The sequence below is a fragment of the Pseudoalteromonas sp. SG43-3 genome (genome assembly GCF_014164385.1).
Taxonomy (GTDB): Bacteria; Pseudomonadota; Gammaproteobacteria; order Enterobacterales; family Alteromonadaceae; genus Pseudoalteromonas; species Pseudoalteromonas distincta.
Map to the genome: position 1 here is coordinate 104,023 of NZ_JACJFC010000010.1, position 14,861 is coordinate 118,883.

Below are 14,861 nucleotides of genomic sequence, written 5' to 3' on the forward strand. Positions count from 1 at the left end.
ACCCGCCAATGAATACATCAACTCCACCTTCTAGCACCCTTGTGCGTAAACCCGAAACTGTCCTCAAACAAGTGTTTGGCTACAGTGAATTTCGCGACGGTCAAAAAGCAGTTATTGATGCCGCTATTAACGGTCAAGACTCGCTTGTATTGCTTCCTACTGGCGGCGGAAAATCGGTGTGCTACCAAATCCCTGCTTTAGTACTCGAAGGCGTAACCATTGTTATATCTCCGCTTATATCGCTAATGCAAGATCAGGTAACGCAACTGCAAGCTCTTGGGGTAAAAGCCGCTTACGTTAATAACAGCTTAGCACGAGAAGAACAGCAATTGGTGTATCAACAGCTTCATCAGGGGCAAATTAAGCTCTTATATGTGGCGCCTGAAAAAGTATTACAACACGAATTTTTAGAGCGTTTATCGCATTTAAATGTGAGTTTATTTGCTATTGACGAAGCGCACTGTGTGTCGCATTGGGGTCATGACTTTAGACCTCATTACTTTCGCTTAAACGAATTAAAGCAACGTTTTGCACATGTCCCAATGATGGCATTAACCGCCACCGCCGATAAAGCCACACGGTTTGATATAGTTGAGCAATTAAAACTACAACAGCCTTATATTCATACAGGCAGCTTTGATCGCCCCAATATTCGTTACACCATAGAAGAAAAATTTAAACCTATGGTGCAATTGCTTCGCTACCTAAAGGAGCAAAAAAGCCAAAGCGGTATTATTTATTGCACCAGCCGTAAACGCGTAGACGACATTGCTGAAAAGCTTGCAGATGCAGGACTAAACGCTGCCGCTTATCATGCTGGTATGAGTAACGAGCAACGACAATTTGTACAAACCGGGTTTGCCCGTGACGATATACAAATAGTGGTCGCAACCGTTGCTTTTGGTATGGGCATAAACAAGCCTAATGTGCGTTTTGTACTGCATTACGATATTCCAAAAAGTATAGAGTCGTACTATCAAGAAACTGGTCGAGCTGGGCGAGATGGACTTGCCGCAGAAGCTATAATGTATTTTGACCCAGCTGATATAGGTCGCGTAAGGCGCTTTTTTGAAGACATAGACGACGAACAACGCCGCCGCGTAGAAGAACAACGCTTTAACGCAATGGCAAGCTTTGCCGAAGCGCAAACATGTCGTCGTCAAATATTACTTAACTACTTTAGTGAATATCAACGCGAACCTTGTGGCAACTGCGATATTTGCTTAAATCCGCCAAAAAGTTTTGATGGTACGTTAGTCGCTCAGCAAGCACTTTCGTGTGTGTACAGAGCGGGACAACGTTTTGGACTTGGTTATATTGTTGAATTACTTCGCGGTGCAAACACGAGCCGCATCCGCGATAATAATCATCATGAGTTAAGTACCTACGGCATAGGTAAAGATAAAAGCAGTGAGTTTTGGCTCAGTATTTTACGCCAACTTATTCATCAAGGCTTACTTAGCCAAGATATAACACAAGGTGCGTCACTTAGATTAACCGAAGCCGCGCGTGTAATTTTAAAAGGTGAATACGCACTGCAATTAGCCGAGCCACGCCTGCAAGCCAAACACGTTTATCAAGATAAGTTAGCGCAATTTAATTACGACAAAAAACTGTTTGCTCGCCTGCGCGCACTTCGTAAAGAACTTGCTGATGCCGACGATGTGCCACCTTATGTAGTATTTAATGATAAAACGTTAGCCGAAATGGCGCAGCTTATGCCAACAAACGACAGTGAATTTTTAAAGGTCTCAGGTGTTGGTTTTACTAAGTTAAATAAGTACGGCGGCGAATTTTTAACGGCAATTCGACATTACCTAGCTACTAATTAAGAGCATTATGACCCAAATAGAATATGACCATACACACAAATGTATTTTGATTAATCCCATTGAGCTACCAAACGATGAAGACTTTGAGCTGTGGAGTACATTATTTTTACACTCAGACGAAGTAACACTCAACGAATATTCTGCAGGCGCCGATCGCCATCAAGTTCGCTTTACCTATAATCATCAAACCTTTAATTTAAACTATGAGCATTACAGCCAAAGCATCTGGATTAATGCCGAAGGTCATGAAGCTGAACACTTACTCGCCGCTTTAGCATTTTATTTAAGCTAGCTTTTAATGCTTAGCGCATAGGTCGCTGCAAACCAGCTGGCTATTAACAAAAGTGAATATGGGTAACAATTAATTAATTTCAAAATCCATACCTTTTACTTACATTATAATAACAATGATGTAAGCTGATATTACGATAGTCATTTGCTACGTAGCAGTAAGAGGTTTAATGGTGAGCAAGAAATGGATAGCACAATGTTGTATTAGTTTAACGGTTTTAAGCTTTTATGTGCCTAATACGTTCGCACAACAATCTTCAATGAAAACTGATAACTGCCTTGTAGAACAGACAGATTTAAGCACAAATAAAAACCTACGCCGAGAAGTTCAAGACAAAACAACCCTCACGCACAGTAATAGTAACGCTAAAATAGCCTCAATAAAGCTCAAGCAACTTAATGTATTTAATACTGAGCTTGAAGAGGAAAATATTGCCCTATTCCGTTTTGCTAATCGCGCTCACATTCAAACAGAGCCCGATGTCATTAATAACCTTTTATTATTCTCCCCAGGTGACAAGTACGACGCTAAAAAGCTCGCAGAATCAGAGCGTTTACTTCGCAAAGAAAGCTACTTATATGATGCACAAATTAGTGCTACCGAAAACTGCGACGGCGACGTTAATGTAGAAGTGGTTACCCGTGATTTATGGACACTTTTACCTGAAGTGAACTTTAGTCGGAGCGGTGGAGAAAACAAATCGAGTATAGGTTTTAGAGAATCTAACCTGCTTGGGTGGGGTAAGCGCCTTTCTTTTTCGCGTACCACTGACAGCGATCGCAGCGGTTACTTATTTGTTTACGACGATCCTAATATTTTATCTACTCGCTACCGAGGCCGTTTAGAGTACGCCGATAACAGCGACGGCAAGCGCCATTTGCTTGAGCTAACCTATCCATTTTACGCAATTGACACCCCCTTTAGTTACGGTATTTTAAGCTATTCTGAGCAACGCGAAGAGTCATTATATAAACGCGGCGAAGAGTTTAGCGAATTTGATCAAACTACCGACTTAAACCGTGTATTTATAGGACACTCTAAAGCGCTTAATAATAATTGGACCCAGCGACTAACGTTAGGCTATACCGACGAGCAGCATACCTTTGAAGCTATAGACACCACATTTGCACCACTTGCCGATGACAGAAGCTTAAGTTATCCCTTTATAAGCGGCCATTGGTTTGAAGATAACTACATAAAAGTACGCAACTTCGACAGTATATCTCGCACTGAGGATTTAAATTTAGGTTGGAATATTAAAAGCTTAATTGGCTATTCAGATGAGTCCTTAAGTAATGACGACAGCCGCGCGGTGTATTCTTTTAACTTCAAAAAAGCCCACTTTACTAACGATAATACTTTATGGCGTTTTAGTGCTGATATTGATGGCTATTGGAATAAAGAACAGAAAAAACTCGAAAACTTTATGGCCACCAGCCAAGTACAATATTATTTAAATACCAGTGAAGACCAATCTTGGTATGTTAAAGCCCGCGTGCAATACGCCAAAAACCTGACTGCTGATCAACAGCTTACTTTAGGTGGCGAAACAGGCCTGCGTGGTTACCCGATGGATTATCAACATGGCGATCGCAGCTTTTTAGTTAATTTAGAAAAGCGCTATTACTGGGAGTACGATTTACTACAACTATTTAAAGTGGGTGGCGCAGCTTTTGTAGATGTAGGCAGAGCATGGTTTAACAATGAAGATAACGGTGAAAATGCACATGTATTGAAAAATGTAGGCGTTGGTCTGCGTTTGGCACCGAGTCGCGCAAACTCAGGAACCATGATCCACATTGATATTGCCGCCCCTGTTGATAGCTACGACGATGTAGACTCAGTCCAGTGGCTAGTAAGCGTTAAAAACACTTTTTAAATAATACAAACACGTTAAACTAATACCAATTGCATTAAATTGTTATGAAAGTTCAGGACCTAATGTGGAAATAATAGAAGTTTTAGAATTGTTTGCATCACAATATAAGTTAGTTGTAACTATAATCGCTATTTTGGTTTTCCCTCTTCTATTAAAAATAACCAAAAAACTACTCGAAAAAGCGATTAAAGGCAAAGTAGATTTGCACCGAAAATACCGTGCAGAGCTTTTACTAAAAATTATACTTGCCTTTGTAGTACTGTGTTTGGTTTTAGTATTTTGGGGTATAGAGCTGCGTGGTTTATTGGTTTTAGGCTCTTCTTTATTTGCCATGTTAGGGGTAGCGCTTTTTGCCGCTTGGTCATTATTGAGTAACCTCACCGCATTTTTACTGATGTTTATTCAAAACGATTGCCGCGTTGGTTATTGGGTAAGAATTATTGATGGTGCGAATCATGTTGAAGGGCGCATTGTTGAAATGGGCTTAATGAATGTAGTACTTGAACATATTGATGGGCACCGTGTAATTTACCCTAACAATTTATTTGTGACCCGTCCTGTCATGGTTTTAAATAAAGAACCAAAGCCAACTAAAACCCCTGTTATAAAGCGTATTATTGGTCCTAAAAAAACATAGTTTAAAAAGCATCGTTGATAAAGCAATGTCCACAAAAAAGCCGCAGTAAGTAATTACCTACTGCGGCTTTTTAATGCTTAGCTAAACAGAATTTAGTTTAGCTATTAGTTATTTAGTTCAGCTGTTTTAAGCTCGTCATCTAAATCATTTATCTCATCAATAAAGTTCTCTAGTTGCTGCTCTACTAAACTATTGTCGTTTGCAAAGTAAGCAAGGTGGAATACCGCATCACCTTCATTTACCAATGGCATCGTTTGCTGACCAATAACAATACCGCCTTTAGGCGCTAAAAGCTCAAGCTCAGAATCCCCTAGAGGGCTACTTATATATGCAAGCACTTGCCCTTTAGTTACATGCTCCCCTAGTGATACTTGTGCACGCACAATGCCATCAACCTCTGCACGTATCCAACTAGTCGAACCTGCAATAATAGGATCTGGTAACTTTTTAGGGCGCTTGCCACGGATCATTTTTAAATGGCGCATAACATAATCAACGCCCTGCACACCTGCCGCAATAGCGATAGGGTCAAAGCGTAGCGCTTCGCCTGCTTCATAAGTAATAACAGGTATACCTAAATTTGCGGCTTCACTGCGTAATGAACCATTACGAAGGGATGCATTTATAACCGCCGGCGTACCAAATGCTTTAGCCATTTCAGCGGTTGCTTCATCTTCTAAATTAGCGCGAATTTGCGGTAAATTAGTACGATGAATAGCGCCAGTATGCAAATCAATAATGTGAGTACAATGTACTGCCACTTGATTAAAAAACATATAAGCCATACGCCCAGCTAATGAACCACGTTCAGAACCTGGGAAACTGCGATTCATATCGCGTCTATCTGGTAAATAACGCGATTTGTGAATAAAGCCAAACACATTCACAATAGGCACAGCGATTATTGTTCCGCGCAGTTGGCTTGGATCTATTTTAGCAAGTAACTGACGCACAACTTCTACACCATTTAGCTCATCACCATGAATAGCCGCACACACCATAAGCACAGGGCCTTCCATTACACCATTAACCACTTCAATAGGAATATTAAGTGGTGAATGGGTGTAAAGCTTAGCTGCTTCTAAGGCAAGCGTTTTACGCTCGCCTACGCCTACATTTTCTCCTAATAAGGAAAAAGGACGGTTAATTTTAACCTTTGCCACGTGTTGCTGTTCCTTTACTTGAGGCATTTTTTTCGATGAAATCAATCACCATACCTGCAATATCTTTACCTGTTGCTATTTCAATGCCCTCTAAACCCGGTGATGAGTTAACTTCCATCACAAGTGGCCCACGAGATGAGCGAAGTAAATCAACTCCCGCTACATTTAAGCCCATTGATTTAGCCGCTGCTACTGCCGTTTTACGTTCCTCTGGAGTAATGCGAACTAATGTAGCGCTACCACCACGGTGAAGGTTAGAGCGGAACTCACCTTCTTGTGCTTGGCGCTTCATTGCTGCGATTACTTTGTCGCCTAGTACAAAACAACGTATGTCTGCACCACCCGCTTCTTTAATATATTCTTGAACCATAATATTGGCTTTTAAGCCCATAAACGCTTCAATAACACTTTCAGCTGCTTTGCGTGTTTCAGCAAGTACAACACCAATGCCTTGTGTGCCTTCAAGTAATTTAATTACAACAGGTGCACCGCCTACCATTTCTAGTAAGTCTTTTACGTCATCGGGTTTGCTGGCAAAACCTGTTACTGGCATACCAACGCCTTTGCGCGAAAGTAACTGAAGTGAACGTAATTTATCGCGCGAACGAGAAATAGCGACTGATTCGTTTACAGGATAAACACCCATCATTTCAAACTGACGAAGTACCGAACAGCCATAAAATGTAACCGATGCACCAATACGCGGGACAATTGCGTCAAATTCTTTTAAGTTTTCACCGCGATAGTGAATTTCTGGTTGCTCAGAGTTGATATTCATATAACAACGCAATGCATCAATCACTTTAACTTCGTGGCCGCGTGCTTCTGCTGCCTCAATTAAGCGACGTGTTGAATATAGCTTTCTGTTACGAGATAAAATACCGATTTTCATAGTTAAACCTTACGACCTAATAGTTGAGATAAAGCCGGGTCAACGACTATACGATTTTCCATGGCTGTACGCCCTAATAACATTCTAAACTTCATTGTTGCACGGCTTGTTAAAGTAAGCTCGATAGGCCAGCTATGCTCGCCTGCATGTAATGTAGTTTCTATAAAGTAGCGTAGCTCTTTTTGCCCACTTGAGCTGGTTACGTACTTCATTTTTTTAACTTTTGCATTGCAAGTGACTTGCGTTTGTTCATCATCTTGCAGTGGTTGGGCCGTAAATTTAACCCATTTTTCTGAGTCAACTTCGTATTCTTCAATGTTAATTGCATGAATACATGAAGTGCGAGCGCCAGTATCAATTTTTGCTTTTATCTCGTTAATACCAAGCTCAGGTAAACTTAACCACTCACGCCAACCAACTGTGATCTTTGCTGTCATAAATGTGCCCTTAATAAAAAAGTGACTTATACTCTACAGACCAAAAAACACCAACGAAATAAATTTATCTAGTCGATTAGTAAATTAAATTGATCTTTTTAAGCAACTGGTCACACAATGCACGCCTTGCTAAGCCGTACTTTAATGCCACTTTGCTCAACACAGAGGCTCTGCATATATTTTGCTATTTAAGCTTAACTTATTAAAAGTAAAGGTAAGCCTGTAAGCAACTAAGTAGATACTACTATAGTTAACAGTATTAAAAATACACTATTATGAGAACTAATTATGATTAATGGTTTACTACATGCACTTGTACTTGATGGACAAGGCGGCGCTCGTCCTATTGGAAGCACTAATGAGCTAAATAGCTGGCAACCAAGCCAAGGTAAACTTTGGGTGCACATGGATTATAGCCAAAGTGAGGCAGTTGAATGGCTCAAGGCACAGCCTCATTTAAACGATTACGAACTAGAGTCTTTAATTGCTGACGAAACACGCCCACGTATTACGGCTACAACTAACGGGCACATGTTATTTTTACGTGGTGTAAATTTAAATCCAGCACAAAGCCCTGAAGACATGGTATCAATTCGTTTATTTATTAGCGAAGACATTCTTATTACTACCCGTAAGCGCCGTTTATTATCGGTGCAAGATACGCTCGCCTGTTTAAATGAAAATAAAGGCCCATGCAATATTTCTGAATTAGTGTGCTCTATTACACAAAAATTAACCTCACGTATGCAAAGCGTTATTGACTCACTAGATGAAACACTCGACGAGTTTGAAGAAGAAATAGATGAACCAAGTAAAAAGTTTGACAACCAAGGCTTATCACAATTGCGACGCCAAACTATTGCCTTAAAACGTTATTTAAAACCGCAAAAAGAAGCCCTTAGCTCAATGGTAAATAACCACTACCTATGGTTATTAGATGACGATAAAGCAAAACTTAATGAAACCACCAACTTATTAATTCGTTATCTTGAAGAGCTAGATAGTTCAATTGAGCGTGCGCAAATTATTCAGCAAACAATCACTAACCAAGTTTCTGAGCAGTTAAACCAGCGAATGTATGTAATGTCTGTAGTGGCAGCACTTTTTTTACCACTGGGCTTTTTAACGGGGCTTTTAGGTGTAAACGTAGGAGGCATTCCTGGTACAGAGAGCCCTTATGCGTTTAGTGCTTTTGTCATATTTTTAATTGTGCTCACTGGCGGTATTGGTGTGTATTTTAAAAATAAAAAATGGCTGTAAATTAAAACGCATATTTAATATGGCCACTCAATTGAGTGGCCATAATTAAGTGGCTACTTAGTTTGTTTGACGGGTATAAGTAACATTAGTCATTGTTACTTTTGATTGGGTAATGCCTAAATCTTCAAAGCAATTTTTGAATGAATTAGAGTTACCTGCTTCACCGCATTTATCTAGAGTATTTGGATCTTGAGACTGTAAGTAGTTACCAAACTTAAAGTAAGATTCAGAATCATCTTCTACAGGAATACCAAACGAATTACCTAGTGCACTTACATCTACATCGCCGTAATTATTTACCACTCGCAAGTTAAATGACTCACCGCTTGTAATAGTACCTAGCGCAAATTTTTCTTCATTGCCACTGGTATTACGCAAACGAACATAGACATCAAAAATGCCATTACCCGCTACGCTGTCGTTAAAACCTGATTCATCAGTATCTGAAACATACACTTTAGAAATAGTCCCAGTATCGCTGGCGTGGTGCTGTGAAATAATTGTTTTACCGCCATCAGACATTTCAACTTTTACAGTTGCTTCAAATACTTCGTAAGACTGTGTCATGGCAACACGCAAGCTTTCTTTTACCTTGTACTCATGACGCCAGCCATTCCCGTTAGGCGTAATATGCTGTGCCTCCAAAGGTACAAACACTAACGTACTATCGTTAACTAACGGGTTAGGGCTATCCCCTTCTAAATCAAAAACACTACCACTTGTAATGCTGCTTGGAATCGTTGTACCGTCTCCAGATCCTGCACCATCATCAGTGCCACCGCCATTATTACTGCCCTCAACTAATGTAAAATTATCAAAGCGTACATCACTTGAGCTATTGTAATGCTTAGCAAATACTTGCAGTGAATTGGTATTCGCTGAAGTAAACGTTTTAGTTACCTTAGTCCAAGACGATACATCAAAGGTTTTGTTTTTAAATAAACCGTTTAAGTCGTTAACCCCAATCTGCCCTTTACCAAGTACATAAGCACTTAACGTATATTCAGTGTTTGGCTGAATATTTACTAATTGATAAACACGTGCAGGACTACCCTGAATTTTTAACGATTTAGATCCGCTATATGCATCAGATGAAATAGCCGCTGGCTCAGTTTCGTTCCAACTACTAAAACCGCTTTCAAAGCCAGGGTTATTAATAGTTGCAGCGTGAGATAACGCTGAGGTTGCAGTAATTGCAGTGCAAATAAACAATTTCTTGTGGTTAATCATTATCTTTATTCCTTTAAACCTGAACATAAAAACAACCTAACTACTTAGGTTAGTGAAATTCACTAACACTTAGATCTTACCGCTATACAGGTTTTTAATTGTGTATGAATAGTAATGGTAATTTAAATGGCAAACAAAACTTACCAATTAACATTACCAAAAAGCATGCCCGAAGGCGGGGTAAAGGTTATATTTATTGTTACCAATATGTCAACACAGTGTGGTACAGCAAATAAGTATTACTTACATCTTTATTACCACTTAAAAACAAATTTAATTTTCAATTTAATCAACACATTAGATTTTATTAAGTAACGAATTAATTTTTAAAAATAAATTTTAATTTCAGACATAAGTACTAAAAAATAAATAACACTACTTACCAATAATTATGGACAATATTAATTTAGTATGAATAAAAAATAAAAATAGAGATAAATTAAAGACTAATTTCAAATTGGTAATAACCAGATTTAAATTGGTAATGTGCATTTTTGATTTATATAGAGGCTAATGAGTGTATTTAAAGCTTAAACAGGGAGTAAAACTAAAAAAAGGCGAGCATTGTTAAATGCTCGCCTTTACTATTTTTCTAATGCTGGGTAATTAATTACTCTTGAAAGTAAGTGCCCCAACCGTCGTATTCAACATCGCACTCAACGGCTAGTTGCGCTAGCTTATCAACGTCTTCCATAATAACGTCTACGTCTAGCTCAGCTTCAACTACAATGTCAAAGCTCCAAATTTTACTGCCATCTTCAAGCTCAAGCTCTGCTGGCTCTTCAACATCGTAGCCTAATTTAAAAGCAGCCAATGCAGCTTGCTCTAGTTTAGGGAAGTCTTCACACACAAAATGGTGTTCTACTTCATAAAGTATTTCAGGATCTGATCCATCTTCTAGTAGTGAACTTACGATGTCTTCACTTATTTCACGCCAGTTTTCCATTATTTTTCTCTCACTTGAGCATCTAATTCAGTTATTTTAGCAGCCATAATGCTATGCACGCTTTTAGCATGCTCACGCGCGCTAATTTCTTTATCAAGCGGTATAGGCGCTAACATTTCGATGTAAATTGTACCATTATCCCAACGATTTAGCTTAATGGTTTTATGTGTTGTATTCATACATACCGGAATTATGGGTACATCTGCGCTCATTGCGGTGTGAAAAGCACCTGTTTTGAACGGTAGCAACCCTCTTCCATAGCTTCGTGTGCCTTCTGGAAACATCCATACAGATAAGCCATTATTTTTAATTTTTTCGGCTGCTTTGGAGATAGTTCCCGCTGCTTTGGAGCGATTCGATCTGTCTATTAATATATTACCCGACAACCAATAAAGCTGACCGAAAAATGGGATCCACTTTAAGCTCTTTTTCCCCAAACTTACGCAGTTTTTAGGCACCATTGCAGGCACTGTAAATAAGTCGTAGCTATTTTGATGATTAGCAACATAAACTGCAGGGCCTGCATCAATTGCATCTTTATGACGTATTAAAACTAATTTAACGCCAATCATTTTAGCCATTGAGCCAAACCAGCCCGCTATAATATGTACATTATTGGGATGAAATGGTCTTACTATCGAAAGTAATAAACCAAAAATACAACTGAATAATATAAACATCAGCATAATAAAAACGCGTATAACAGCTAGCAAATGAGTTTCTCCAAAGATCAATTATGATTATTATAGCGTTATTTTGTGACACAGACGAGTCAATAGCGCACAAGTGTACGCTGAAATATGCAAGCTCTTTATTTTAAAACAAAAACGGCCTGCAAATGCAGACCGTTTTTATTTATACAAAAAAGTAATTGGTTACTCTTCGTTAATGGCTTCTATTGGTTCATCATCTTGTGGGGTTAGCTCAACAACGGCTTCGTCAACACGCTGTAAGCCGCGCGGTAGTTTATTACCCCTACGCCCTCGCTCACCATGATAATGCTCTAAATCAGATGGTTTAAGCGTTAGTTTACGCTTACCAGCATGAAGCGTAACACTGCTTCCTTGTGGCACAACAGCAAGCACTTTTACAAACTCTTCACGGGCTTGTACTTTAGCTCCAGGAATAGAAATAATCTTATTCCCTTTACCTTTGCTAAGTTTTGGTAAGTCACGTAGCGGGAATAAAAGCATGCGACCTTCGTTAGAAATAGCCATACAGTAATCACTAGCAACATCGTTCACCCTAATAGGAGAAAGTAATATTCCACCCTTAGGAACACTTACCAGCGCTTTACCATTTTTATTTTTACTCACTAAGTCTTTAAAGTCGGTAATAAAGCCGTAACCTGCATCTGACGCCATAAGCAATACTTGCTCGTCTTCACTCATTACCACGTGCTCAAAATTAGCACCTGGTGTTAAGTTAAAACGACCTGTCATTGGTTCACCTTGGCTACGCGCCGAAGGCAGACTGTGCGCATCGGTTGCAAATGCCCTCCCTGCTGAATCTAAAAATACAGCAGGTTGATTGCTCTTACCCCGAGCCGAGGCTCTAAAGCCATCACCTGAACGGTAATTTAAGCCTTGTACATCTAAATCATGGCCTTTACCAACGCGTGCCCAGCCTTTATCAGATAGCACAACAGTGACTGACTCTGATGGAATTAAATCTTTTTCGTTAAGTGCTTTCGCTTCTGAGCGCTCAATCACTGGCGAGCGACGATCGTCACCGTACATTTCAGCGGCTTCTTGAATTTCTTTTTTAAGCAGTGTCGACATACGACGTTCTGAGCCCAAAATTTGCGCTAATTTATCACGCTCTTTGGCTAGTTCATCTTGCTCACCGCGAATTTTAAACTCTTCAAGTTTTGCTAAATGACGAAGTTTTAATTCTAAAATAGCTTCTGCTTGCGTATCAGTTAAATCAAAGCGCTCCATTAATACAGGCTTTGGTTTGTCTTCGCTGCGAATTATCTCAATCACTTCATCGATATTTAAAAAGGCTGCTAATAAACCTTCTAAAATATGCAAACGTGCTAATACTTTATCTAAACGATACTGCAAACGACGACGCACTGTTTCGCGTCTAAATGTTAGCCACTCACTTAAAATACAGCGCAAGTCTTTAACTTGCGGGCGACCATCTAGGCCTAGCATGTTTAAGTTTACGCGGTAATTTTTTTCAAGATCGGTGGTTGCAAATAAGTACGCCATTAATGGCTCAGCTTTAATGCGGTTTGAGCGCGGAATAATTACAATACGCGTTGGATTTTCGTGATCTGACTCGTCACGTAAATCAGCAATCATAGGTAATTTTTTAGCGTTCATTTGCGCTGCAATTTGCTCAAGTACTTTACCACCTGAACATTGATGCGGCAGCGCTGTAATAACAATATCGCCATGCTCTTCGGTGTAAACCGCACGCATTTTGATAGACCCACGACCGGTTTTATATATTTTATGAATATCGGCTTTTGGGGTAATTATTTCAGCATCTGTTGGGTAATCTGGTGCATGTACAAGCTCAAGTAATTCTTCAAGCTCTGTTTTTGGTTTATCAAGTAATAAACAACATGCGCTAGCCACTTCACGTACGTTATGTGGCGGAATATCTGTTGCCATACCTACGGCGATACCCGTTATACCATTGAGTAAAATATGCGGTAAACGAGAAGGCAATACTACAGGTTCATCCATGGTGCCATCAAAGTTTGGCGTCCAATCAACAGTGCCTTGGCCAAGCTCTTTAAGCAGAACTTCAGAAAACTTAGATAAACGCGCTTCGGTATAACGCATTGCTGCAAACGATTTAGGGTCATCTGCCGCACCCCAGTTTCCTTGTCCATCTACCAAAGGATAGCGATAAGAAAACGGCTGCGCCATTAATACCATAGCTTCGTAACAGGCACTGTCGCCGTGTGGATGGTACTTACCAAGTACGTCACCCACTGTACGGGCTGATTTTTTGTACTTAGCGTTAGCTGACAAGCCCAGTTCGCTCATCGCATAAATAATACGACGCTGTACTGGTTTTAAACCATCACCTACATGCGGTAGGGCACGATCCATGATTACGTACATGGAATAATTTAAATAGGCGTCTTCGGTAAAACGCCCCATTGTTTGTTGCTCAATTCCTTGCATTAGCAAGGTATCTGTATCACTCATTAAAGCTTACCTAGTTTTTCTTATAGCTTACACGGTAGATTACATTGGCGTAATCATCGCTTACTAACAGACTGCCGTCACCTAATTCTGCAAATGCAACAGGGCGTCCAAATGTTGTTTCGTCTTTCATAAAGCCAGTAATAAATGGCGTATATTTAGTTACGCGACCTACTTCGATTGTTGCTAGGCCTACTTTATAGCCTGACTTTTTAGAACGGTTCCATGAGCCATGTTCAGCAACAAATAATTGTTGCTTATAACTTGCTGGAAATTGCTTACCGTTATAAAAATGAATACCTAGTGGCGCTACATGCGCTGGAAGTGCAAGTGCTGGCGATGTGTAATCGGCAATGTTTTTACCTTCCCCAAACTCAGGGTCAATAATTGCGCCGGCATGAACATATGGAAAGCCAAAATGCTCACCTTCTTGCGTTGCACGGTTTAACTCATCAGGCGGAATATCATCGCCCATCATATCGCGACCGTTATCACTAAACCATAAAGCTTGAGTAGCAGGATGAAAATCAAAACCCACTGTGTTTCTAACGCCTTTAGCTATTGTTTTTATTTGTTTTGTTTCTACATTAAGGGCAAAAATACGACCAAAACGCTCATCCTCAGCACAAATATTACACGGTACACCCACCGGAATGATTAATTCTCCCGTTGGTGCAAAACGTAAAAATTTCCAACCATGATGACGCTCACTCGGTAGTTTGTTATAGACCACATCAAATTTTGGATCTTTTAATTGGGTATCAATATTTTTAAAGCGAATAATACGATGCACTTCGCCTACATATAAATCGCCATCTTTAATTGCTATGCCAGAGGGCATGTTTAAGCCTTTAGCCACAACAATTTTTTTATCTGCTACGCCGTCGCTATTGTGATCAATAAGCGCATATACGTTGCCCGCTTTACGAGAGCCAACATACACAATACCTTTTTTTGAAACGGCTATTTGACGTGCATTTTCTACATCATTTGCAAATAAACTAATTTCAAACCCAGGTGCTACGGTGAGCTTATCAAGTATATTTTTAGCCATTGCAGGAGCGCTAGTCAGCCCAAGTAACAGCAAACTTCCTAGTAATTTTTTCATTCGTCTCTCCTAGTGTTA

General features: G+C 39.8%; 13 protein-coding genes. 5 read left to right on the forward strand and 8 right to left on the reverse strand.

What is annotated here, in order from left to right; genetic code table 11:
* The first annotated feature begins 8 nt into the window (after window positions 1-8).
* The 4 genes from recQ to H5157_RS11340 all read left to right on the forward strand — a co-directional run bounded on the left by recQ (window position 9) and on the right by H5157_RS11340 (window position 4,640).
* Window positions 9-1,832 carry a DNA helicase RecQ gene (gene recQ / locus H5157_RS11325; protein ID WP_024605058.1) on the forward strand — a complete coding sequence of 608 codons (1,824 nt, stop codon included), beginning with the start codon at window positions 9-11 and terminating at the stop codon, window positions 1,830-1,832.
* Between the two features lie 7 nt (window positions 1,833-1,839).
* Window positions 1,840-2,124, forward strand: a complete 285-nt coding sequence (locus H5157_RS11330) for a DUF3630 family protein (protein ID WP_002961372.1) — start codon at window positions 1,840-1,842, stop codon at window positions 2,122-2,124.
* A 169-nt stretch (window positions 2,125-2,293) separates the two neighbouring features.
* On the forward strand, window positions 2,294-4,003 hold the full coding sequence (locus tag H5157_RS11335) for a BamA/TamA family outer membrane protein (RefSeq protein ID WP_182724703.1): 1,710 nt from the start codon (window positions 2,294-2,296) through the stop codon (window positions 4,001-4,003).
* A 64-nt stretch (window positions 4,004-4,067) separates the two neighbouring features.
* Complete coding sequence (locus tag H5157_RS11340) at window positions 4,068-4,640, forward strand: mechanosensitive ion channel domain-containing protein (RefSeq protein ID WP_138489650.1); 573 nt, start codon at window positions 4,068-4,070, stop codon at window positions 4,638-4,640.
* A 104-nt stretch (window positions 4,641-4,744) separates the two neighbouring features.
* On the opposite strand, the gene H5157_RS11345 is transcribed toward H5157_RS11340, so the two are convergent.
* From H5157_RS11345 to H5157_RS11355, 3 genes are read right to left on the reverse strand one after another with little or no spacing between them, the layout of a single operon-like run.
* Entirely contained in the window at window positions 4,745-5,803 is a 1,059-nt protein-coding gene (locus tag H5157_RS11345) for a succinylglutamate desuccinylase/aspartoacylase family protein (protein ID WP_002961978.1), read from the reverse strand.
* Window positions 5,790-6,695, reverse strand: coding sequence for a 30S ribosomal protein S6--L-glutamate ligase (gene rimK, locus H5157_RS11350; protein ID WP_002961977.1), 906 nt, complete (start codon window positions 6,693-6,695; stop codon window positions 5,790-5,792). Before rimK ends, H5157_RS11345 begins: the two co-directional genes overlap by 14 nt.
* A gap of 2 nt (window positions 6,696-6,697) precedes the next feature.
* On the reverse strand, window positions 6,698-7,132 hold the full coding sequence (locus H5157_RS11355) for an ATP-dependent zinc protease (RefSeq protein ID WP_002961974.1): 435 nt from the start codon (window positions 7,130-7,132) through the stop codon (window positions 6,698-6,700).
* A 288-nt stretch (window positions 7,133-7,420) separates the two neighbouring features.
* On the opposite strand from H5157_RS11355, the gene H5157_RS11360 reads away from it, so the two are divergent.
* Window positions 7,421-8,392, forward strand: coding sequence for a zinc transporter ZntB (locus H5157_RS11360; protein WP_024605062.1), 972 nt, complete (start codon window positions 7,421-7,423; stop codon window positions 8,390-8,392).
* Window positions 8,393-8,449: 57 nt separating this feature from the next.
* Here H5157_RS11360 and H5157_RS11365 read toward each other — a convergent pair whose 3' ends face one another.
* The 5 genes from H5157_RS11365 to H5157_RS11385 all read right to left on the reverse strand — a co-directional run bounded on the left by H5157_RS11365 (window position 8,450) and on the right by H5157_RS11385 (window position 14,843).
* Entirely contained in the window at window positions 8,450-9,622 is a 1,173-nt protein-coding gene (locus tag H5157_RS11365; protein ID WP_024605063.1) for a polysaccharide lyase family 7 protein, read from the reverse strand.
* Between the two features lie 610 nt (window positions 9,623-10,232).
* Window positions 10,233-10,568 carry a ribonuclease E inhibitor RraB gene (gene rraB / locus H5157_RS11370; RefSeq protein WP_002961968.1) on the reverse strand — a complete coding sequence of 112 codons (336 nt, stop codon included), beginning with the start codon at window positions 10,566-10,568 and terminating at the stop codon, window positions 10,233-10,235.
* The gene (locus H5157_RS11375) at window positions 10,568-11,281 is read right to left on the reverse strand and encodes a 1-acylglycerol-3-phosphate O-acyltransferase (protein WP_002961966.1); all 714 of its coding nucleotides are present in this window, start codon (window positions 11,279-11,281) and stop codon (window positions 10,568-10,570) included. The genes rraB and H5157_RS11375 overlap by 1 nt, the downstream gene beginning before the upstream one ends.
* Before the next feature lie 162 nt (window positions 11,282-11,443).
* On the reverse strand, window positions 11,444-13,738 hold the full coding sequence (gene parC / locus H5157_RS11380; RefSeq protein WP_182724704.1) for a DNA topoisomerase IV subunit A: 2,295 nt from the start codon (window positions 13,736-13,738) through the stop codon (window positions 11,444-11,446).
* A gap of 10 nt (window positions 13,739-13,748) precedes the next feature.
* Entirely contained in the window at window positions 13,749-14,843 is a 1,095-nt protein-coding gene (locus H5157_RS11385) for a sorbosone dehydrogenase family protein (RefSeq protein ID WP_024605067.1), read from the reverse strand.
* Window positions 14,844-14,861 lie beyond the last annotated feature (18 nt).